Genomic DNA, 20382 nt, shown 5'->3' with positions numbered 1-20382 from the left:
CGAGTCAATCGAATAGTTACAGCGCGGCATTTTTTCAGTGTTTCGATTACTTCGCTCGCAAAACGATTACAAACGGCCTGTTTTCTCGCAAAACGATTACGAGATGGCGCCTTGTCTTGCTGAAATGACTTCGGCGCGCTCAAGCTTTGAATTGCCGACGCTTTACGAGGCCGCCGCCATCCACCCAAACCGCCGCGACAACCTCAGCGTCGCCGCGCGCAAAGTCTGCGCCGGGCCGCCCGTGAGTTCGCTATCGAAGCTGCCGCTTGGCCCCATCACCGCGAGCACCAGGCAGATGCTGCCGGTATGGTCCAGCACCGGCGCGGCCAAGGTATTGATACCTGGCACCGGCCGGCTCAACGCCGTATCGATACCGTCCGCGCGGATTTGCGCGAGCCGCTGCGCATAAGCCTTCGTCTCCCCCGCCTCAGCAGCCCCCGCCAACCGCAAATGATCCTGCGCCAGCAGCCCATGACGCACATCATCCGCAATATAAGCAGCAAACACCCGCCCAATCGCCGTATTCACCAGCGACATCACCGTGCCGACCCGCAAGCTTACATGCAGCGGCCGCGCGGACTCCTCCAGACGCACGACGGTCGGCCCGAGCGGCCCAAGCACCGCCATCGCTACGCTCATCCCAGTCGATACCGCCAGTTCGACCACTTCCGGCTCAGCTTCCCGCGTCGGCGACAAACGCTGCAAACCGATCAACCCAAGCTCAAGCGCTAAAGACCCGGCTTCGAAACAACCTGCAGCATCGCGGTTCAGCAAACCGATCTTGAGCAGACTCACCAGATGCGGAAACGCTTTAGCCGGCGGCATGCCCGCAGCGGCCGCGAGATCGCGCAAACTCAACGGCCGCGCAGCCGCAACCAGCGCGCCGAGCAGTTCGCCGGTGCTATCGAGCGATTGGATACCGCGCTGCGGCTTCGCATCGGCAGAAGCAGCGGAAGAGCCTGAGGCAGCGTAAGAAGTGTCGGAAGAATCGGTCACGATGCGGAAGAAGCTAACAAGGAAGGTGACGCCGCAAGCTCAGCGCTAATGTCATGAGCCGCGGCAAGCAGCGCGCGCGCCGTTGGACCATCGGCAGCAACGTCGATCACGCCCGTCGAGCCGATCACCGTCAGCGCGAGGCACAAGCGGCCGTCCGCATCGAGCACCGGGACACTCAAACTGCTGATGCCCGGACTCGGCGCATCAACGCTGCATTCCAACTTGCGTGCGCGGATAGCATCCAAAGCGGCTTCGAACGCAGCACGTTCATCAGCCGGCGTCATCGCGCTATCCAGCGAGCCCGACTGATTCGCCCACATCCCCGCCAACGCCTCGCGTGGCAGATAAGCGCAAAACACACGACCCGTCGACGTCGCCGGCAGCGACATCACCGTGCCCACGTGCAGATTCACATGCAACGGAAAGCCCGCATGCTCATAGCGGACGATGGTCGGCCCTTGCGGCCCGGCAATACAGATCGCGACGCTGAACCCGATCGCTTCGGCCAAAGCGGCGACGCGTGGCACGGCGGCGCGAAACGCCGGCTGATTCTCCAGATGCATTAACCCAAGCCGCAACGACAGCGGACCGGGTTCATAACGGCCCGACAGTTCGTCACGTTTGATCAGACCTAAGCGGCTCAAGCTCACCAGATAGGCATGCGCTTGCCCCGGCGCGATCTGCGCGGCAGTGGCGAGATCGGACAAAGCCAGCGGGCTGCGCGCCTGCGCGAGCGCCAGCAACACGCGGCCGCCCACTTCAACGCTCTGAATCCCGCGCTGCGTCTTGCCGCCATCAGCCGTCTCGCTGCCGCCCGCGCCTTTGTCGGTGGCCGATTTCGCTGCTTTGCTCACACCTGCGCTCGTCCGTAAAAAGGGTCCATGTTAGCCGAAGCCCTGCGCGAAAGCCGCGCCTTCCTGCCCTTATCTTAGGCGTTCTGTGATTTGCGTATAGCGATACATTTCGCTATTGACAAATAAACTGGCCCGGCCATAAGATGCATTCACCCCGACATACCGGTGCAGTCACAGAGTCAAAACGGGGCGAGACAACCCCCAATACCGTCAGCCCGCGCCTCTGAAATCGGAACGCGCAGCCGGCCGTCTCGCCTCACGTCCAACTTTTGAGGGAGACAAGCATGGCAAAGGCATTCGCATCCCAGGCCGACCTGGAAGTCAAGAAAGTCACGTGGACCAAGCTATCCGAGAACGCCTACGCGTACACCGCTGAAGGCGATCCGAACTCGGGCGTGATCATCGGTGACGACGGCGTGCTGATCGTCGACACCACCGCCACGCCGGCCATGGCGCAAGACCTCATCGCGAAGATTCGCAGCGTCACCGATAAACCGATCAAATACGTCGTGCTGTCGCACTACCACGCGGTGCGCGTGCTCGGTGCGTCGGCGTATTTCGAAGAAGGCGCACAACAGGTGATCGCGAGCCGCGGCACGTACGAGATGATTGTCGAGCGCGGCGAAGCAGACATGAAGTCGGAAATCGAGCGCTTCCCGCGTCTCTTCGCCGGTGTCGAAACGGTGCCGGGCCTGACGTGGCCCACGCTCGTGTTCGAAAAAGAAATGACGCTGTTCCTAGGCAAGCTCGAAGTGCGCATCGCGCATCTGGGCGCGGGCCACACGAAGGGCGATACGGTGGTGTGGCTGCCTTCGCAGAAGGTACTGTTCTCCGGCGACCTGGTCGAATACGACGCAGCCTGCTATTGCGGCGATGCCCAACTCGAACAATGGCCGGCCACGCTCGAAGCGCTGCGCTCATTGAAGGCGGACAAGTTGGTGCCGGGCCGCGGTCCTGCATTGACCACGCCGGAAGACGTCAACAAGGGCCTCGATTACACGAAAGACTTCGTCACCACGCTATTGCAGCAAGGCCGCGAAGCCGTCGAACAGAAGCTCGACCTGAAGGCCGCGATGGCGCACACGCGCAAGGCAATGGATCCGAAGTTCGGCCACGTGTTCATCTACGAACACTGCCTGCCGTTCGACGTCTCGCGTGCTTTCGACGAAGCGAGCGGCATCACGCATCCGCGCATCTGGACGGCGCAACGCGACAAGGAAATGTGGGACGCGTTGCAAGCCTGATAACAGCATAGAAACGCCGGAAAGCGTCAAGCAGAGCAGAGAAGGACGGAGACACAAGATGAGCATCAACTACCAGACGCTGTCGTTCGACTATAAGCCGTGCCGGGAGCAGGCGGAGCAGGGCGACGCGGAACAGGTGGCCTATCCCGTGATCGTGGTCGGCGCGGGGCCAGTAGGCCTCGCTACCGCGATCGATATCGCGCAACAGGGCGTGCCGGTCGTATTGGTGGACGACGACTGTTCGCTGTCCACCGGTTCGCGGGCGATCTGCTTCTCAAAGCGCTCGCTCGATATTTTCGACCGGCTCGGCTGCGGGCAGCGCATGGTAGACAAGGGCATCAGCTGGAATGTCGGCAAGGTGTTCCTGAAAGATGAACTGGTGTACACGTTCAATCTGCAACCGGAAGCGGGCCACAATCGGCCAGCGTTCATCAACCTGCAGCAGTACTACGTCGAAGGCTTTCTGCTTGAACGCGCGCAGGAGATGCCGAATCTCGAGATCCGCTGGAAGAGCAAAGTGGTCGGCGTGCAGCAGAACGGCACGGCTGGTACTGCTGATGCCAGTGTGACGCTGACGATCGATACACCGAATGGTCAGTACCCGTTGCGTGGCCGCTATGTGGTGGCCGCCGACGGCTCACGCAGTCCGATGCGCAATCTGATGGGACTCGACAGCCACGGCGTCACGTTCAAAGATCGCTTCCTGATCGCGGACGTGAAGATGGAAGCGGAGTTTCCGACCGAGCGTTGGTTCTGGTTCGATCCGCCGTTCCATCCGAATCAATCGGTGCTGTTGCATCGTCAGCCGGATAACGTGTGGCGAATCGATTTTCAGTTGGGCTGGGACGCCGATCCAGTGCTGGAAAAAACGCCGGAACGCGTGATCCCGCGCGTGCGTGCGTTGCTCGGACCGGATGCAAAGTTCGAGCTGGAATGGGTCAGCGTCTATACGTTTTCGTGTTTGCGCATGGACCGTTTCCGGCACGGCAACGTGTTATTCGCGGGCGATTCCGCGCATGGCGTGTCGCCGTTCGGCGCACGCGGCGCGAATAGCGGCGTGCAGGACGCGGAAAACCTCGCATGGAAACTGGCGATGGTGCTCGAAGGCAAAGCCTCTGATGCCTTGCTCGACACGTATGCAAGCGAGCGTGAATTCGCCGCTGATGAAAACATCCGCAACTCCACGCGTTCGACCGATTTCATCACGCCGAAGAGCCCGGTTAGCCGCGTATTCCGCGATGCTGTGTTGAAGCTCGCGCGGCATCACCCGTTTGCGCGGCAGTTGACGAATAGCGGCCGCTTGTCGGTGCCGGCGGTGTTGCGTGATTCCCCGTTGAATACGGCGGACAGCGACAGCTTTGAAGGTCTGATGGTGCCGGGGGCATCGTGCGTCGATGCGCCGGTTCATGTCGCCGGGGAATCCGCATGGTTGTTACAGCAACTCGGTCAGCAGTTCACAGGCGTGTTGTTCTGCGGCTCGGAAGGTATCGATCAGATGACGCAAGCTGCGTTGGATGCGTTGCAAAGTGGGCCGATTCCGCTGAAGCTCGTCGTCGTGGTGACGAGTAACAATGTCCAGGTCGCTGTGGCTTCGGGTGCAAAGGTGGTGCACGACGTCGACGGTCTTGCAGCCGCTCGTTACGACGGCAAACCGGGCACGTTCTATTTGATCCGGCCGGACCAGCATGTGTGTGCGCGTCGTCGGCAACTCGACGCGAGCTTTGTGGAAGATGCGTTGAAGCGAGCGTTGTGCGTTGAGGGTACGGCCTGAAGGCAGGGCAAACGCGGCACATCGGCAAAAGAAAATAGCAGGAGACAGTGATGGCATTGAACACGCAACCCAATCTCGCCCGCCCCGACGATTTCTACGAGGCGCTGATCGACATGCATCGCGATCTGGACGATGCGCAGAGTCAGTCAGCCAACGCGCAACTGATCTTGTTGCTAGCCAACCATATCGGCGATCACGCGACGTTGCTTGAAGCGATGCGGCACGCACGTGAAGGTGTGACCGATATTTCTGGGCAAGGTGCGCAGACGCATTCGCTGGTTGCCTGAACATGAATCACGACAAGCAGTAACGATATAACGCTGCACGCGCGTGGCCGTTCGAGCCACGTGCAATTCACCACGGCGCGCGGCGTATTTATACCGCCGCATGCCGTCTCCAGTAGAAGACCGAAACGCGGCGCATCAAGACGCCGGACCCAGCGGGTCCGCTGGACCCTCACGTTAGGAGATAACCGATGAGCCAATCCCTCGCCCCCGCGCTGGGCGCGTCCGCCGTTGCGCACGACGATCTGCTGTATCGCAAGGTCTCGATGCGGATCATTCCGTTTCTTTTTCTGTGTTACGTGGTGTCGTTCCTCGACCGCATTAACATCGGCTTCGCGCAATTGCAGATGAAGCACGACCTTGGTTTCAGCGATGCCATGTACGGTTTGGGCGCGGCGGTCTTCTATATCGGCTACGTGTTGTGTGAAGTGCCGAGCAACATGCTGCTCGCGCGCTTCGGCGCGCGCCGCACGTTCACGCGGATCATGCTGCTGTGGGGCATCGCATCGGTCGGCATGATGCTGGTGTCGAAACCCACGCACTTTTACGTGCTGCGTTTCATGCTCGGCGTGTTCGAAGCGGGGTTCTTTCCCGGCATCGTGCTGTATCTGACCTACTGGTATCCGGCGCGGCGGCGCGCAGCCGTGCTGTCGATTTTCTTCGCTGGCGTCGCAGTGGCGGGTGTGCTCGGCGGCCTGGTGTCCGGCTGGATCATGCGCGATATGGGCGGCGTAATGGGGCTGTTCGGCTGGCAGTGGATGTTCGTGATCGAAGGTGCGCCTGCCATCGTACTCGGCCTGCTTGCCGCGTTTTATCTGGTTGACGGTCCGCAGCATGCAACGTGGCTCAACGACGCTGAGAAGGCACAACTGATCGCGCAGCGCGATGAAGACCGCCGCGTTTCATCGGACGCGCATTCATCGCGCTCCGTCATGCAAGCGCTGCGTAACCCGCGGGTGTATCTGTTCGCGTTCATCTATTTTTCGCTGACCTGCGCGTCGCTGACGCTGAGCTTCTGGATGCCGCTGATGATTCGCGACTTCGGCGTTCACGATGTGCTTGCGATCAGTCTATATACCGTGATTCCGAATGCGGTCGGCGCAGTGGGCCTGATTCTGATTGCGCGGCACTCGGATCGTCGTGGCGAACGGCGCAGGCACTTTGCGGTTTGCACGATCGGCGGCGGCATCGCACTGTCTCTGCTGACGCTGCATCTGAGCAGCTTCCTGGCGATGCTTGCGATTCTCTCGCTGGCGGCCGTGCTGATCTTCGCGGCGTTGCCGATTTTCTGGACGGTGCCGTCGGGCTATCTATCGGGCACTGCGGTGGCGGCCGGAATTGCGCTCATCAGCAGCATCGGCATTACGAGCGGGATTGTCAGCCCGTGGGTGATCGGTCTGATCAAGACGCACACGGGCAGCATGGACAATGCGTTGTATGTACTGACCGCGCTGTTGTTCGTCAGCGGCGTGGCGTTGCTGCTCGGCGTGCCGAAGGAAGCGAAGCGGATCTAAGACGTGTGCGGGCCGCTGATCAAACACGCGTTGATGATGTCTGGATCGGTACCGCTCTAAAGAGCCGCATAAGCAACCGCTATCGCAGCCGCCAGCCTGGCGTTGTTGAGACCGATCTGAACGCTGCATTCCGCGCTTGCGCCATCGGTCAATGCATTTACACGGGAAATAAGGAACGGTGTCACGCCCTTACCGGTGATACCTTCCGCATCTGCTTCCGCCAGTGCCTGCTCAATCGCGAGATCGATGTCCTCACGTGGTAAGGCGAATGGCTCGGGAATCGGATTGGCAACCACAAGGCCGTTGTTCAGGCCTAGCGCCCAGTTGGCTTTCATGACACGCGCTATCTGTTGAGGATCGTCGAGGCGTACATCGACACCGAACTCGCTATCGCGCGTAAAGAATCCGGGAAGACTGTCGGTGCCGTAGCCGATCACCGGTACGCCGTGCGTCTCAAGGTATTCCAGGGTGAGCTGGACGTCGAGGATCGATTTGATGCCGGCACACACCAATGCGACCGGCGTGCGAGCGAGCTCCTGCAGATCAGCTGAGATGTCGAAGCTCTCCTGTGCGCCCCGATGCACGCCGCCGAGACCGCCAGCGGCAAATACACGGATCTTCACCAGGTCGGCGATGAGCATCGTCGCCGAGATTGTCGTCGCGCCATCTGCGCCACACGCAACCAGAATCGGAATATCGCGTCGGCTGACCTTGGCCACATCGCGGCCGCCGCGAGCGAGGCGCTCAATCTCCTCACGCGTGAGTCCGACCTTGATACGGCCGTCCAGAATCGCGCAGGCGGCAGGTATCGCGCCGTGGGCACGGACTTCGGCTTCGAGCACAAGCGCAGTTTCGGCGTTCTTTGGCCAAGGGGCGCCATGCGAGATGATCGACGACTCAAGTGCCACAACCGGTCGCCCTGCGTCCAACGCCGCAGCGACTTCCGGGTGGACATCCAAAAAATCACTTAGTCGCATCATCTCTCCTTGGCCAGGGTGAGCGCGGTGTCTTCGATCACCATGTCTCCTCCTTCGGGTCAAACGAATCGCACCGAGCAGCTGCCGATGCCGTCAATAGAAACATTGAGGCTGTCGCCGGCCGCGACGGGAACCATCGCCGCCAGCGAGCCGGACAGCACGACTTCACCTGCCTTCAATGACTCGTTCAATTCGCCCAATGTGTTGGCCAGCCACGCCACTGCTTCAAGCGGGTTCCCAAGCGCTGCAGCACCCGAACCGGTGGTGACCACTTCACCGTTCTTCTCCAGCTTCATCGCGCATCCGACCAGGTCGACCTCGCGCGGATCGACAACGCGCTTGCCCAGCACGAAGGCGCCGCACGACGCGTTGTCGGCTACCGTGTCTTCGATGCGGATTTTCCAGTCGCGGATGCGCGAGTCGACGATCTCAAAGCAAGCCATCACGCCTGCGGTGGCGGCGAGGACATCCGCGGCAGTCACGCCAGCTCCCCGCAGATCATGCTTGAGCACAAAGGCAATCTCGCCCTCAGCTTTGGGCTGGATCAGCGAAGCAATCGGAATCGCATCGCCTTCCTCGTAAAGCATCGCGTCGGTGAGCATGCCGAAATCGGGTTGATAGACCCCGAGCATGTCCATCACGACCTGCGAGGTCACGCCGATCTTCTTGCCGATGATGCGTTCCCCCGCTGCAGTGCGGCGAGCGTTCACACGTTGCTGGATGCGGTACGCGTCGTCGATCGTCAGATCGGTGTGGCGGCTGGTGAGCGGGTCGAGCGCGCGACAGTTTTTTGCTGCGGTGTACAGCTCGTCGCCAAGCGAATGGATCAGCGCGTCGTTCATCGTTGTGGACTCTCGAGCGAATGCATTTCGTCGGAATGACTGACGGCGACCTGCTCGCCCTCCAGCCGGTAAAAGTCGGACCACTCCAGCAACTGCTGGCTTGTTGTGCCGACGCCACCGCAGGCGATGACCACGATGCGCTGCGCGTCCGGGAAATACTCGGGAACGTGGGCAAGTGCGGCCACCGATGCACCGCAGGCCGGCTCGGTCAGAAGGCGATGTTCTTCGAGCAGGGTCACGCTGCCTTGAATCGCTTCCGCGTCAGTCACGAGGCAGTTCCGGATCGGATGTTCCTTGGCCAGCGCTACGATGCGTGCGGCGACCTTGTTGGCGCCCAGCGAGGTGGCCACGGACTGAATCTTCGGCAATGCGACTGGCGCACCCGCCTTGAGCGCCTCGTGGAAGGAGCTTGCACCGTCGGTCTCGACCGCCAACACCGGAATATCGCTCCAGCCGGTTCGCTGCAGTCCTTCAACGACGCCTGCCAGCAAACCGCCACCGCCGACCGAGCAAACCAGCAGGTCAGGGCGTTCGGTTTGCCGGGCGATCTCCTCGATCATCGTCGCGTGGCCTTCCCACAGCAGCGGGTCGTCGAACGCATGGAGGTACGCGTCGCCATCGCCCAGAATCGAAAGCGCATAGGCGTTGGATTCAGCGAACGACGCCCCATGAACCACGACCTCTGCTTCTTCACCACGAATAAGCGCCTTGGCACGCTCGGATGTCGTCTGCGGCACGACGACCGTCACGGGAATGCCAAGCTCCCGGCCAGCGTAAGCGACCGCGTACCCCGCGTTACCGCCTGACGCAGCAACGAAGCGGCACGCACCCCGGCGTTTGTGTTCTTCGCAGGCGAAACCAACGCCTCGCAGCTTGAATGAACCACTCGGTTGCAGCCCTTCAAGCTTCAGGAGAACGGTTCTGCCGGTCTTGAGTGAGAGCGCGCGCGACTTGATTAGCGGTGTTTCGATATGCAGTGTCATAGCAGGACTTCGTTTGTGAAAGGCGTTATCGTTTGCCGAGCTGGATGACAGCGGAAACCTCAACCGGGCAACGAAACGGCAGGCTCGATACGCCTACGGCGGCGCGGCTGTGCCTTCCCTTTTCACCGAGGACTTCAACGAGGACCTCCGAGGCGCCGTTGATGACTTCCGGGTGCTCCGTAAATTCCGTGGCTGCGTGTACGTAGCCTGTCACGGAGCAGACGCGGATCACGCTCAGGTCGTCCGTCAGTTGCGAACGAAGTTGCGACAAAATCGCCATGCCGCTCAACCGTGCGGCTTCTTTCGCCTGCTCGATACTCACTTCTTGGCCGACCTGGCCGAGCGCAAACGGCTTGCCGTCCTTGAAGGCGACCTGTCCGGAAATGTGCAGGAAGCTATCTGCCAGAACGGTGGGTACATAGTTGGCGATCGCCGCCTTCGGCGGTTGCAGTTCGATGCCGAGTTCTGCGAGACGGGCATCCAGTTCAGCGCGGTTCATGAGATCTCCTTGAGTATGAAATAGGTGCCGGCGCGTGACGCACACGGCACAAGTGAAATTTGGGGAATCAGGATTCGATGTCGTACTGGATCGAGAGCTGTCCTTTCTTCTCTTTGATCTTCAGGATCCTGATACGGCCGATCTGTCCAGCGGAGCTGACGTGCGTGCCGCCACAGCCATGCATCGGCTGGTCACCGAAGCACACCGACCTGATGCCATCCTTTACGGCCAGATGGCGCGGCACATCATCCGCGATGAGCTGGTTGACGGTCTGTTCCACGCCCTCGACAGTCAGCGGCTGCGGGTTGTCGCGTGGCTCAAAAACGACTCGTCCTTCACCGGGCCAGTGGTGACCTTTGCTCGCGTACCACCCCATCTGCTCCACGACGCCGGAAATCAGGTGGCCGGCAGAGTGGAGTCGTGCGTGCAGCATGCGGATCTCAGGCGATACTTCAATCAGTGCATCGCCGACGGCGACTTCCTGGTCGGCGATGTGAATCACCTTGTCGCCCTCGTGAATCACGCGCTCGATTCTTACGCCAGCGATAGTCCCTTGGTCTGAGAGCTGACCTCCACCTTGCGGATGGAACAGGGTCTCGGCCAGCGTCACACGGAACTTGCCATCGTCGGCGGGCGAGCAGTCGAGTACCTGCGTGTTCATCGTCAGTTCGTCGCTGTCGTAGTATCTGAGTTTCGTCATTTCGTGTTCCAGGGCGATTCGTACAGTGCGACCATCAGGAAAGACAACGTACTTTCCGCATGACTCAAAGTTAAAGGACGTGCGCCTGCCCCGCTTGTAAAAAGTTGAGGGTTTTCGCTTGTGGGGTTCAGTCGTCCGCGGGACGCGCAGCGTGACGTTAGTGCCGCGTCAACGTTGCGTTGACGCAGCTTCGTCCGAGTGGTGCGGGAGTGATGGAGGGTGCGGCGCTTGGGCTGCGCGGTCCGCCGCGATCGGCTCTGTCAATACTTCGACGGCGATACACCAAAGGCTTGCCGGAACGCACGACTGAAGTGGCTATGATCGTAAAAGCCGACCTCGTTAGCCACCCGCGACAGACCGTGGTCAGTGTGACTCAGCAAAGAGCACGCGCGCTCCAGCCTCAGTCGTACGACCCAGGCGTGTGGCGTCATGCCGACTGTTTGCTTGAAAAGCTTGAGGAAATGGAAGCGCTCGAGGTTGCAGAGGGCCGCAAGCTCTTCGAGCGTGATTTTTTCGGCGAGGTGGACATCGCAATACTCTTTGATGCGCCGCCACTGCACCGAGGTGAGTGTGCCTTTGACAAACTGCGGTTTGACCATGCGTGTCTGGACGAACAGGCGGTCAAGTAGCGTCAGCCATTCAGACTGTTCTGCCAGGGGCTCGGAACCCGCCCGAGCCGCTCGCAGTGCATCGTGCAATCGCGACAGATGACCGGCAAGCGACGAATCCTGAAGGACCGCTCCACCCAGTGCAGGGAAACGATTCTGCGCCGAGATTTCCTCACCGAGTCCGTTCAGTAACTCGGGTGAGAGGCGAAATGTCTTGAGTGTGTACGACTCGTCCCCAGCGCTGTTGCCGTCATGTACTTCGCCGGGTGGCATTAACTGGATGCTGCCCGGCGTCAGTAGCAGCGTTTCGCCATGGAATCCCTGCCGCTGAACACCTTCGGTCACCAGCGCGATGTGGTAATCCAGATGGTAGTGCCGATCGAAGCGGAATTCGGAGAAGCGCGCCTCGCTCAGCACGAGACCTGGAATCTCCTTGCTGCGTTTGTACTCGACGCGATCCTTCATCAGGGCCTCCTGCGGTGTTCGCCTATCTGCGCGTATCGACGAGGATCTTGGCAGTCGCGCCCGACTCGACACGTTCGTGGGCCTTCGCGATTTCCGACAAAGGAAAAACCTCGACCTGAGGATGTTGCAGCGCCCCGCGTTCCAGCAACGGGGTGAGCACATCGATGGCGGCTTTCCTTACCTCAACGGGCAATTTATACACGATAAAGAATCGCAGATTCGCGAAGCCAACAATCATCGATCTGAAGGGGACCTCGATCAATGCAGCCCCCGAACCATAGATGATCACGTCACCGCCAAACTTCAGCAGTTCGCCATATTTGCTGGCATTGGCTGCGGCGTCGACTTCGATGATGGCGTCCACACCTTTGCTCGCGGTGACCTCACGTACTGAAGCCACCACGTCCTGCTCGTTGCGATTGATGACCCACTCGGCGCCTAGGCGAGAAGCGAGCTCGCACTTCTCCCGGCTGCCGGCCACGCCAATCACTCTGGCGCCCGAGAGCGCGGCCAATTGCACGGCGTAGCCGCCTACCGCGCCCGTGGCGCCGTAGACAAGAACCGTCTTGCCGAGAAGTTCTCCGCAAACATGCACCGCGTACCAGGCCGTCAGAAGCGGAATTCCGAGTGAGGCGCCCGTCTCGGTCGACACATTGTCGGGAAGCCGAGCAACCTGGCTTTCGGGCAACGCGATCAATTCGGATGCGGTACCGAATGGCCGCTGCCACTGGCCGTTGATCGTCCAGACTCGCTGTCCGATCCACTGTTTCGACACGCCTTCCCCCACTGCCTCGACGACGCCGGCTCCATCGCTGTGCGGAATAACGCGCTGAAAATCCATGGCGGGGCTGGTGAGGCCCGAGCGCGATTTAACGTCCGAAGGGTTCACGCCTGAGTGCGCGATGCGCACCAGGACTTCGCCCGCTTCAGGGGCCGGATCAGGCTGCTCGTCAACCACCAGAACGTCTCGAGCGGAGCCTTTTGAGGCATAGTGTGCGGCCTTCATGTCTTGCAACCTCCAGACTGGTTTAGTGAAGAGCGCCCGCAAACCGGCGTGTCCCAGCCGAGCTTCTTAGCGCAATGTGACCAATACTCTGATCCATTCCATCCGAATGCGCTTGTAAAAAATTGACTATACACACCGACGGGGCAGGAGATAGAGCCGATTCGATCGTCATATCGGGTAGAGTCGCGAATATTTCCTTACGACCTTACCACTTGCGTTCGAACCTTCGCGATGTCTTCAATCGAACCTGTTCCCTTGCCGCATGACGGCCCGTCTGACGTTTCGTTGTGGCGGGTTGATTTCGCTTTCGAGGCATCGTTAGAGGATGCCGCCTTCGCCGTACTCAGCGACGACGAACGCGCGCGAGCCGGCAAATTTCACCGCCATGAAGATGCGCTGCGTTTCGCTTCCGTGCGTGTGGTGCTACGGGAGCAACTCGCGCAGTATCTCGGGCTTGCGACACAGGCCGTCCGGTTCACGCTAGATGCAAACCATCGCCCGCATCTAGCCGATTCCAATGCGCTCGACTTCAACGTATCGCATGCAGGCTCGCATGGGCTCATCGCGATGTCGCCTAAGCGGCATGTCGGTGTTGATATCGAACATCGCAGCGACAGCTTCGATTGGCATTCGATCGTGACATTGACGCTCGACGCGAGCGAAGCGGCGTGGATCGACAACCTCGACGTGGAAGAGCAGCACGCCGCGTTTTACGACGCATGGGTCGCCAAAGAATCGCTCGTCAAAACGACGGGCGTGGGCATCACGCGTGGCTTGCAGCATCTGACAGTGCTGCCGCGTGACAGCGCCGAGGTGACGCTACGCAATGAGATTCCGGATGACATGCGCGAGATCGCCGCGTGCTGGATCGCAGCGCCTGAAGCCTACGCAGCATGTGTGGCTTGGTCGACGAAAACGTTCGCCGGCTAAACTTTTCGTTCGCCAAACACCAACGCCTTCGGCCATCCAACCGCATGCACCTGCGTGACTGGCTGGGCGATTGCAACCGCTGCGCGAATCTTGCCCGACATCGGCAGATCGAGCACATGCCAGCGGCCATGTTCGGCAAGATCGAACGCACAGGATGCGGTGTTGCTCGAGAGCAGATCCAGATCGACATCGACAGGCGCATAGCGCAACGCATTGCACAAGCTGCCGTAACGCGCGCGTTGACGTGAGTTTTCCTGAGCCTCGTCAAGCGCAGCGCCAGGCGAAGGGACGACGACGCTAAGACCAAGTGTTGTCGACGCAATGCCGATCACGATCCAAATACCGGCGTAAGCGATATCAATCGTGATGCCCCGACCGTCGTGCGGATTTCGCGCGCGCAGTTTCTCGTTCCCGTCGTCTTGCAGATCAACCTCATGCGGCTCGCAGTCGAACAGATTCGCGACGATCCAGCGCGTTACCACGCGTGCGCTGATAAAGCGTTTGCGTAGCGCCGAGTTCGGGTGAAGCTTTGCGCGTTCGCGCTCTCCCTTCGAAATCCACGTTTCGCCTTCCTGCACCGGCACCGGCAGCCATTCGCAGCGGAATCGCCACATATGCAATTCACCCGCGCGTAGCGCGGCGACGCGCTGCGGATAGTGGCGCGTTAGCGGATGCGAGACGAATTGCGGCGCGGCCGCGCTGACGATCGCGTGTGCGGTTCGAGCAGGTTGAACCAGTGAAGCAGGGTGATCGGCTTGCAACGTATTAGCGCTATTCGTCGCCTGCGAGTCGATGCTGTCACGCACACGCGAGGGCGCGAGATAAGCGAGTTCCGACGGCATACGCTCGGGTCCTCAATGCATATAGGTGACGCGGCGCGCTTGCACGTCGAGTTCGACACCGGCGTCGAGCAGATCGATGGCGAACCAGCGGATCAGCTTCAACACGCCACTCACGGCCGGCGCCGGCAGCCATTCGCTCAGCATGCGCAACGCAGCGCCGCTGTGCGTCTTTTGCAGCAGCGCGATGGTTTGCAGGATCACGGCTTCGTCCTTGCCGAGATCGCTGGCGCAGCGGCATCGCATGTCGAGCGGACGATAGGACACGTGCATCAGCGAACGCATCAGCAGATCGAAATGTTCAATGCCGTCTTGCCGCAAGCCCACGCCGATCAGGATGTCGCGCCAATGCACTCCGCCGCGCACGGTTTCACATGCCGGCCGCAGCCAGGTGCGCACGGCGCTGAGGACCGTGCGATCGGGCGCGTCGGTGGAATCCGTGACGTGATCGTCGACCAGTTCGGGACGGCTGCTGTATTGAGAGCGGAAGTTCATCGAGGCTCCTGAATGGACACGATCCAATGAGTCGCGCCGGCCTGATCGGAGGAGGCCACGTCGCAGGCCAGCGCTTGTCGCTCGCGACGGATAGGCGGTGACGCAGTGCTTGCGCCAGATGCTTGCTTCAATTTTTAGCCGGCTGCGGCGGCAGCCATTCACGCACGTGTTCGCTGCGTGCTGGGCGTGCCGTTGCTTGGCCGGCGTTCTTTGGCGTGCCGACAAAGAGGAAGCCGAGCAATCGCTCATTCGGCGCGAAACCCAGCGCGTCGTGCAATTGCGGCTCATAGCTGTCGGCGCCCGTAGCCCAGAAGCCGCCGTAGCCGAGCGCGTGGATCGCATTCAGCATGTTCATCGTGGCCGCGCCGACCGCCAGCAATTGCTCGGTCTCGGGCACGCTCGATTGGGACGAAACTGCCGCGCCGAGCGCGATCACGATCGGCGCCGCGTAGGCCTTCTGCCGCCGATGCGCATGCGCGGAGCGCGGCTCGCCCGGCGAACGGGCGCAGGCGAGGTCGACCAGCACGTCGCCGAGCGGGCCGCGTGCGTCGCCGCGGATCGTGACGAAGCGCCACGGCCGCAAATTGCCGTGATCGGGCGCGCGCAAGGCGGCATCGAAGATCAGATCGAGCTCGGCGTCGGCCGGGGCCGGCTCGGTGAGCGGCCAGTGGGACTGGCGCGACAGCAGCACTTCAAGCGCGGCCGCTGCCTTCGACCCAGCGGCCGTGTCAGGCGTCGCGGCGGCTGTGCGTTTGCTTTTGGTTTCGGGGCGGCTGAGGTCGGCTGTGATCATGATTTCGGTATTCGTCTGATGGCATGGACCGAATAATGAGCCAATTTTCATGTAAATGCAAATCATTCGCATTTAGAAAATGAATTGGACAGGGCATTAACCGAGGCTTGGCACTGGACGCGCACGGCCGGAAGGCCTTGCAGCCGTGCGTCGGGCGTCTGATCCGCAACTAACCGTCAGCCGAACAGAGCGCCCCCAGATATGATGGCGAAATGCCGCAGCAAGCCTGCCGCATCCTTGTCTACCCACGCTAGCCAATGCCAACAAAATCTCTCGACGCCGCATCGACCGCCACGCCCACCGAAGCGGCGCAGCGCTTCCCCACCTTGATGCTGGCCGCCGGCCTGTCGTTAGGCAGCGCGATCGCGCTGGGCCTCGCGCGCTTCGCTTACGCGTTGCTGTTGCCGTCGATGAAACTCGACCTCGGCTGGAGCTTCGCTCAAGCCGGCGCGATGAATACCGCCAACGCGCTGGGCTATCTGCTGGGCGCGCTGGCTTATCCGCGGCTCGCACGCCGCTGGTCGGCCGGCGTATTGTTCGGCGCGGGCTGCGTGGCCACTGCGTTGCTGATGGCCATTAGCGGTTTGCTGGACGACACGCATTCGCTACTCGTGCTGCGCGTGATCACCGGCGTGAGCAGTGCGGCGGTTTTCGTCAGCGGCGGCGTGCTGGCGGCGCGACTGGCGTCGGCGAGACCGCACGATGCAGGGCTTGTGCTCGGCCTGTATTACGGCGGGACGGGGTGGGGCATCGTCGCTTCGTCGGTGCTGGTGCCATTGACGATTTTCAACGTCGTGCATGGCTGGCAGTTCGCCTGGTTCGCACTGGCCGTCGCGTGCGCGGCGTTCTCCGCGATTGCCATCGGCGCCGCTAGAAAAATCGAAAGCGTGCACACAACCCGGTCCTCGACCGCGGATGCTTCCAATACCGCCGACGCACCACGTTGGCCGCGTTTCAGCCCCGCACTGGCGGGCTACGGATTGTTCGGCGTCGGCTATATCGGCTACATGACGTTCATCGTCGCACTGCTCCGCAACGCGGGCATGAGCGCGGCGGTGGTGACGGGCTTCTACCTGTTGCTTGGCGTGGCGACGGTCGTGTCGGCACGCTTGTGGTCCAGTCTGCTCGACCGCATGCGCGGCGGTCACGCGCTCGCCATACTCAACGCGTTGCTCGCCGTGGCGACGCTGTTGCCCGCGTTGTTCACGCAACCGTGGGTCGCGTTTGTCTCCGGCGTGCTGTTCGGCGCGACGTTTCTCTCGGCCGTTGCATCGACCACGGCTTTCGTGCGCCACAATCTGCCGGCGAGCCACTGGGGCAAGGGCATTAGCGCATTCACGATCGTGTTCGCGTTCGGACAGATCGTCGGGCCGATGATTATCGGCTGGGTCTCGGATGGCGCGGGTCTCGCCCGTGGGCTGGTCTATTCCGCCTTGCTGCTCGCAGCCGGCGCGCTGCTGGCGGCTTGCCAGAAGCCGTTACGCAGAGCCTGACTGAATGATCCCCAGGTATTCCCGGAGTACCGGACGACTGTCTTAAGCACGTACACTCATCGCTTGTTCCCTGCGCTGAGAGAAACCGTGCCTGTCATCACCTGCATAGAAGATTTACGCGTGCTTGCCGAGCGGCGTGTGCCGCGCATGTTCTACGACTACGCCGACAGCGGCTCGTGGACCGAAAGTACCTACCGTGCCAATGAAAGCGACTTCCAACGCCTGAAGTTGCGCCAGCGTGTGGCGGTCAACATGGCGGGCCGCAGCACGCGCACGGAAATGATCGGTCAGACGGCCGCCATGCCCGTGGCGCTCGCACCGACGGGGTTGACCGGCATGCAGCATGCCGACGGTGAAATCCTGGCGGCGCGCGCGGCGGAGAAGTTTGGCGTGCCGTTCACTTTGTCGACGATGAGCATCTGCTCGATCGAGGACGTGGCCGCCCAGACCACTCAACCGTTCTGGTTCCAGCTTTACATGATGCGCGACCGCGACTTCATCATGCGGCTGATCGAGCGCGCTCGAGCGGCACGGTGCAGCGCCTTGATGCTGACGCTGGACCTGCAGATCCTCGGCCAACGCCACAAGGACATCAAGAACGGGTTGTCGGCGCCGCCCAAATTGACCCCGGCGAACCTCATCAATCTCGCGACCAAGCCGCGCTGGTGCCTCGGCATGCTCGGCACCAAGCGGCGTACGTTCGGCAACATCGTCGGTCATGCGAAGGGCGTGGGCGATCTGTCGTCCCTGAGCTCGTGGACCGCCGAGCAGTTCGATCCGGCGCTGAGCTGGGCAGACGTCGAGTGGGTCAAGAAGATGTGGGGCGGCAAGCTCATTCTGAAAGGCATCATGGATGTCGAAGATGCGCGCCTTGCCGCGGACAGCGGCGCTGATGCGTTGATCGTCTCCAACCATGGCGGCCGACAACTCGACGGCGCGCCTTCTTCGATCTCGGCGCTTCCCGAGATCGCACGCGAGGTCGGCTCGCGCATTGAAGTGTGGATGGATGGCGGCATTCGCACCGGACAGGATGTGCTGAAGGCCGTTGCGCTCGGTGCGAAAGGCACGCTGATTGGCCGCAGTTTCCTTTATGGGCTGGGTGCAATGGGCGAGGAGGGTGTTACCAAGTGCCTGCAGATCATCCAGAAGGAACTGGACATCACCATGGCCTTTTGCGGCCACACGGACATCCGTCAGGTGGACGAGCGGATCCTGCTGCCTGACAGGCGGTGATGATAGACGCCACGCGCGACGCCTGGCGTCTGGAGGTTGATGCCGTTCAGCCAGATGTTCAGCTGGTGCCGTTCGCCGTCACTTCATTCGGCTCGCAGTCTTCCAGCGCCTGCAGAAACGTCGAACTCCACCAGTGCACATCGAACTTGCGGATGCGGTTAAGCAGCGCTTCATGCCGGTTGATCCGCTCGTCGAGCGACATGGTTAGCGCCCGCTGAATGGCCTGCGCCGTGCCTTGCGTGTCGTAGGGATTGACCAGCAGCGCTTCCTTCAATTGCTCGGCGGCTCCGGCAAAACGCGAGAGCACCAGCATGCCCGGGTCCGAAGCGTCCTGTGCGGCGATGAATTCCTTTGCGACCAGATTCATGCCGTCCCGCAACGGTGTGACGAGCGCCACTCGACTCGCGCGAAAAAGACCCGGCAGGCGCTTACGGGCCACGTTCCGATGAATGTAGCGCACCGGCATCCAGTCCAGTTCACCAAAGTCGCCATTGATCGCGCCACACAAGCTATCCATCTGCCGCCGCAGATTGTCGTAGGCACCGACGTCCTCGCGGCTAGGGGACGCGATCTGGATCAGCGTCGCGCTATCGCGGTTTTCCGGGTAGTAGGTCAGCAGTTCGCGGAAAGCATGCACGCGTTGCGGCAACCCCTTCGAGTAGTCCAGCCGGTCGACGCCTACCAGCAAACGCCGCCGCGAATACTCGTCGCGCATCCGGACGAACATGTCGCGCCCTTCCTTCGAATCGGCAAGACGCTTGAAATCGTCGACGTCGATACCGATCGGATAGGCGCCGACCCGCAGCGTTCGATTGAATGCTCGAAGGCGATCTGGACTCAAGCGTTCCGCGTGCGCTTCCGATTCGACGTAGTGAGAAAAATGCGTCAGGTCGGCTTCGCTCTGGAAGCCCACCAGATCGTATGCGAAGAGTGAACGCATCAGCCATTCGTGTTCCGGAATCGCGGCCATGATCAGCGGCGGCGGCATCGGAATATGCAGGAAGAAGCCAATGCGGTTGGTGCATCCCATGGCGCGCAACTCGGCCGCGAGCGGGATCAACTGGTAATCGTGAACCCAGATGAGGTCGTCCGGTTTGAGGAGCGGCAGCAGCTTCTGCGCGAATAACTGGTTGACCCTCCGATAGCCCGCGGCGAATCGCGTGTCGAAATTGGCCAGGTCCAGCCGGTAGTGGAATACCGGCCACAAGACATCGTTGGAGTAACCGAGGTAATACGTGTCGTGATCCTCGCGGCTCAGATCGAGCGTCGCGAGCGTGACGTTGCCGGCCGTTTGGACATGAACTTCCCCCTGGCCGGATTGCGTGCCATCCGCGGCTTCGCGGATCTTGCCGTTCCAGCCGAACCAGAGGCCGCCGGTTTGCTGCAGGCTTTCTCGTACAGCTACGGCGAGTCCGCCGGCTGCAGGCTTGCGAGGATCGGCAGTGCGATTTGAAACGACGACGAGACGGCTCATGAGGTCCTTGTGTTGTTGCTTCCATTTGCGATATCCGGCGCGGCCAGCCGTGCCGGACAAGGATCACTTCCTGATTGACGCAGTTTACTATGTCCTCAGCACATGCTTACGACTGCGCTTCGCCGGCACGCTTTGCTCCTACCGCCACGCGTGTGCGTGGGCCCGTGCAAGTTAACGATTTCTTCATATTGCCTCGATAGTGATTTCTGCAGTCCGACCGCAACATGAGGCAAGCGCTACGAACGAGACGCCGCGTGCGAAGTCGTTCGAAACGCCATTGCGGCCAACCGTCTGTTCGTGTGTTGACCGTGTCCGCATTACCTTGCTGGAGTCAGTCAACATGAAAACACTTCGACTCGTGGCGATATGCGCCGCCTCCCTC

Annotated in this window: 20 protein-coding genes; 7 read left to right on the top strand and 13 right to left on the bottom strand. The window is 61.2% G+C overall.

The annotated features are described in order from the left end of the window. Positions 1–162: 162 nt before the first annotated feature. Entirely contained in the window at positions 163–996 is an 834-nt protein-coding gene (locus M0D68_RS01155) for an IclR family transcriptional regulator (RefSeq protein WP_266223562.1), read from the bottom strand. Next, positions 993–1850 carry an IclR family transcriptional regulator gene (locus M0D68_RS01150; RefSeq protein ID WP_211700242.1) on the bottom strand — a complete coding sequence of 286 codons (858 nt, stop codon included), beginning with the start codon at positions 1848–1850 and terminating at the stop codon, positions 993–995. Before M0D68_RS01150 ends, M0D68_RS01155 begins: the two co-directional genes overlap by 4 nt. Before the next feature lie 284 nt (positions 1851–2134). On the opposite strand from M0D68_RS01150, the gene M0D68_RS01145 reads away from it, so the two are divergent. From M0D68_RS01145 to M0D68_RS01130, 4 genes are all read left to right on the top strand, one after another. Beyond that, positions 2135–3094 carry an MBL fold metallo-hydrolase gene (locus M0D68_RS01145; protein ID WP_266223561.1) on the top strand — a complete coding sequence of 320 codons (960 nt, stop codon included), beginning with the start codon at positions 2135–2137 and terminating at the stop codon, positions 3092–3094. A 58-nt stretch (positions 3095–3152) separates the two neighbouring features. Further along, positions 3153–4865: an FAD-dependent oxidoreductase gene (locus tag M0D68_RS01140; RefSeq protein WP_266223560.1), complete on the top strand. Its 1713-nt coding sequence runs from the start codon at positions 3153–3155 to the stop codon at positions 4863–4865. A 50-nt stretch (positions 4866–4915) separates the two neighbouring features. Continuing rightward, on the top strand, positions 4916–5152 hold the full coding sequence (locus tag M0D68_RS01135; RefSeq protein WP_093641973.1) for a DUF2783 domain-containing protein: 237 nt from the start codon (positions 4916–4918) through the stop codon (positions 5150–5152). Positions 5153–5340: 188 nt separating this feature from the next. Further along, complete coding sequence (locus M0D68_RS01130; RefSeq protein WP_266223559.1) at positions 5341–6663, top strand: MFS transporter; 1323 nt, start codon at positions 5341–5343, stop codon at positions 6661–6663. A gap of 56 nt (positions 6664–6719) precedes the next feature. Here M0D68_RS01130 and M0D68_RS01125 read toward each other — a convergent pair whose 3' ends face one another. The 7 genes from M0D68_RS01125 to M0D68_RS01095 all read right to left on the bottom strand — a co-directional run bounded on the left by M0D68_RS01125 (position 6720) and on the right by M0D68_RS01095 (position 12743). Beyond that, a complete protein-coding gene (locus tag M0D68_RS01125) occupies positions 6720–7643 on the bottom strand; it encodes a pseudouridine-5'-phosphate glycosidase (RefSeq protein WP_266223558.1) in 924 nt (307 codons plus the stop codon). A 56-nt stretch (positions 7644–7699) separates the two neighbouring features. Continuing rightward, positions 7700–8482, bottom strand: coding sequence for a 2-oxopent-4-enoate hydratase (gene dmpE / locus M0D68_RS01120; protein WP_266223557.1), 783 nt, complete (start codon positions 8480–8482; stop codon positions 7700–7702). Continuing rightward, on the bottom strand, positions 8479–9465 hold the full coding sequence (locus M0D68_RS01115) for a pyridoxal-phosphate dependent enzyme (RefSeq protein WP_266223556.1): 987 nt from the start codon (positions 9463–9465) through the stop codon (positions 8479–8481). Before M0D68_RS01115 ends, dmpE begins: the two co-directional genes overlap by 4 nt. A 25-nt stretch (positions 9466–9490) precedes the next feature. After that, positions 9491–9964: a RidA family protein gene (locus tag M0D68_RS01110; RefSeq protein ID WP_211705970.1), complete on the bottom strand. Its 474-nt coding sequence runs from the start codon at positions 9962–9964 to the stop codon at positions 9491–9493. A 67-nt stretch (positions 9965–10031) separates the two neighbouring features. After that, positions 10032–10664, bottom strand: a complete 633-nt coding sequence (locus M0D68_RS01105; RefSeq protein ID WP_266223555.1) for an alanyl-tRNA editing protein — start codon at positions 10662–10664, stop codon at positions 10032–10034. Between the two features lie 260 nt (positions 10665–10924). Beyond that, entirely contained in the window at positions 10925–11737 is an 813-nt protein-coding gene (locus M0D68_RS01100; protein WP_093642003.1) for an AraC family transcriptional regulator, read from the bottom strand. 22 nt (positions 11738–11759) lie between these two features. Next, positions 11760–12743, bottom strand: coding sequence for an NADPH:quinone reductase (locus M0D68_RS01095; protein WP_266223554.1), 984 nt, complete (start codon positions 12741–12743; stop codon positions 11760–11762). A 231-nt stretch (positions 12744–12974) separates the two neighbouring features. Here M0D68_RS01095 and M0D68_RS01090 point away from each other — a divergent pair, with 231 nt between their 5' ends. Continuing rightward, positions 12975–13673 carry a 4'-phosphopantetheinyl transferase superfamily protein gene (locus tag M0D68_RS01090; RefSeq protein WP_266223553.1) on the top strand — a complete coding sequence of 233 codons (699 nt, stop codon included), beginning with the start codon at positions 12975–12977 and terminating at the stop codon, positions 13671–13673. Here M0D68_RS01090 and M0D68_RS01085 read toward each other — a convergent pair. The 3 genes from M0D68_RS01085 to M0D68_RS01075 all read right to left on the bottom strand — a co-directional run bounded on the left by M0D68_RS01085 (position 13670) and on the right by M0D68_RS01075 (position 15800). Next, the gene (locus M0D68_RS01085) at positions 13670–14515 is read right to left on the bottom strand and encodes a hypothetical protein (protein WP_266223552.1); all 846 of its coding nucleotides are present in this window, start codon (positions 14513–14515) and stop codon (positions 13670–13672) included. The genes M0D68_RS01090 and M0D68_RS01085 overlap by 4 nt on opposite strands. 12 nt (positions 14516–14527) lie before the next feature. Next, the gene (locus M0D68_RS01080; protein WP_154562377.1) at positions 14528–15007 is read right to left on the bottom strand and encodes a hypothetical protein; all 480 of its coding nucleotides are present in this window, start codon (positions 15005–15007) and stop codon (positions 14528–14530) included. Between the two features lie 127 nt (positions 15008–15134). Beyond that, entirely contained in the window at positions 15135–15800 is a 666-nt protein-coding gene (locus M0D68_RS01075) for a nitroreductase (RefSeq protein ID WP_266223551.1), read from the bottom strand. A gap of 257 nt (positions 15801–16057) precedes the next feature. On the opposite strand from M0D68_RS01075, the gene M0D68_RS01070 reads away from it, so the two are divergent. Beyond that, positions 16058–17293 carry a YbfB/YjiJ family MFS transporter gene (locus M0D68_RS01070; protein ID WP_266223550.1) on the top strand — a complete coding sequence of 412 codons (1236 nt, stop codon included), beginning with the start codon at positions 16058–16060 and terminating at the stop codon, positions 17291–17293. Between the two features lie 87 nt (positions 17294–17380). Beyond that, a complete protein-coding gene (locus M0D68_RS01065) occupies positions 17381–18526 on the top strand; it encodes an alpha-hydroxy acid oxidase (RefSeq protein ID WP_266223549.1) in 1146 nt (381 codons plus the stop codon). A 58-nt stretch (positions 18527–18584) separates the two neighbouring features. Here M0D68_RS01065 and otsA read toward each other — a convergent pair whose 3' ends face one another. Further along, entirely contained in the window at positions 18585–20000 is a 1416-nt protein-coding gene (gene otsA, locus M0D68_RS01060; protein WP_266223548.1) for an alpha,alpha-trehalose-phosphate synthase (UDP-forming), read from the bottom strand. Positions 20001–20382 lie beyond the last annotated feature (382 nt).

The organism is Paraburkholderia sp. SEWSISQ10-3 4 (genome assembly GCF_030464785.1).
Taxonomy (GTDB): domain Bacteria; phylum Pseudomonadota; class Gammaproteobacteria; order Burkholderiales; family Burkholderiaceae; genus Paraburkholderia; species Paraburkholderia aspalathi.
This window is presented reverse-complemented; position numbering and strand designations above follow the sequence as displayed.

Bases quoted from the DNA above. Each gene is read 5' to 3' on its own strand.
- M0D68_RS01145 (WP_266223561.1), top strand. From the start codon at position 2,135: ATGGCAAAGGCATTCGCATCCCAGGCCGACCTGGAAGTCAAGAAAGTC.
- M0D68_RS01140 (WP_266223560.1), top strand. From the start codon at position 3,153: ATGAGCATCAACTACCAGACGCTGTCGTTCGACTATAAGCCGTGCCGG.
- M0D68_RS01135 (WP_093641973.1), top strand. From the start codon at position 4,916: ATGGCATTGAACACGCAACCCAATCTCGCCCGCCCCGACGATTTCTAC.
- M0D68_RS01130 (WP_266223559.1), top strand. From the start codon at position 5,341: ATGAGCCAATCCCTCGCCCCCGCGCTGGGCGCGTCCGCCGTTGCGCAC.
- M0D68_RS01125 (WP_266223558.1), bottom strand. From the start codon at position 7,643: ATGATGCGACTAAGTGATTTTTTGGATGTCCACCCGGAAGTCGCTGCG.
- dmpE (WP_266223557.1), bottom strand. From the start codon at position 8,482: ATGAACGACGCGCTGATCCATTCGCTTGGCGACGAGCTGTACACCGCA.
- M0D68_RS01115 (WP_266223556.1), bottom strand. From the start codon at position 9,465: ATGACACTGCATATCGAAACACCGCTAATCAAGTCGCGCGCGCTCTCA.
- M0D68_RS01110 (WP_211705970.1), bottom strand. From the start codon at position 9,964: ATGAACCGCGCTGAACTGGATGCCCGTCTCGCAGAACTCGGCATCGAA.
- M0D68_RS01105 (WP_266223555.1), bottom strand. From the start codon at position 10,664: ATGACGAAACTCAGATACTACGACAGCGACGAACTGACGATGAACACG.
- M0D68_RS01100 (WP_093642003.1), bottom strand. From the start codon at position 11,737: ATGAAGGATCGCGTCGAGTACAAACGCAGCAAGGAGATTCCAGGTCTC.
- M0D68_RS01095 (WP_266223554.1), bottom strand. From the start codon at position 12,743: ATGAAGGCCGCACACTATGCCTCAAAAGGCTCCGCTCGAGACGTTCTG.
- M0D68_RS01090 (WP_266223553.1), top strand. From the start codon at position 12,975: ATGTCTTCAATCGAACCTGTTCCCTTGCCGCATGACGGCCCGTCTGAC.
- M0D68_RS01085 (WP_266223552.1), bottom strand. From the start codon at position 14,515: ATGCCGTCGGAACTCGCTTATCTCGCGCCCTCGCGTGTGCGTGACAGC.
- M0D68_RS01080 (WP_154562377.1), bottom strand. From the start codon at position 15,007: ATGAACTTCCGCTCTCAATACAGCAGCCGTCCCGAACTGGTCGACGAT.
- M0D68_RS01075 (WP_266223551.1), bottom strand. From the start codon at position 15,800: ATGATCACAGCCGACCTCAGCCGCCCCGAAACCAAAAGCAAACGCACA.
- M0D68_RS01070 (WP_266223550.1), top strand. From the start codon at position 16,058: ATGCCAACAAAATCTCTCGACGCCGCATCGACCGCCACGCCCACCGAA.
- otsA (WP_266223548.1), bottom strand. From the start codon at position 20,000: ATGAGCCGTCTCGTCGTCGTTTCAAATCGCACTGCCGATCCTCGCAAG.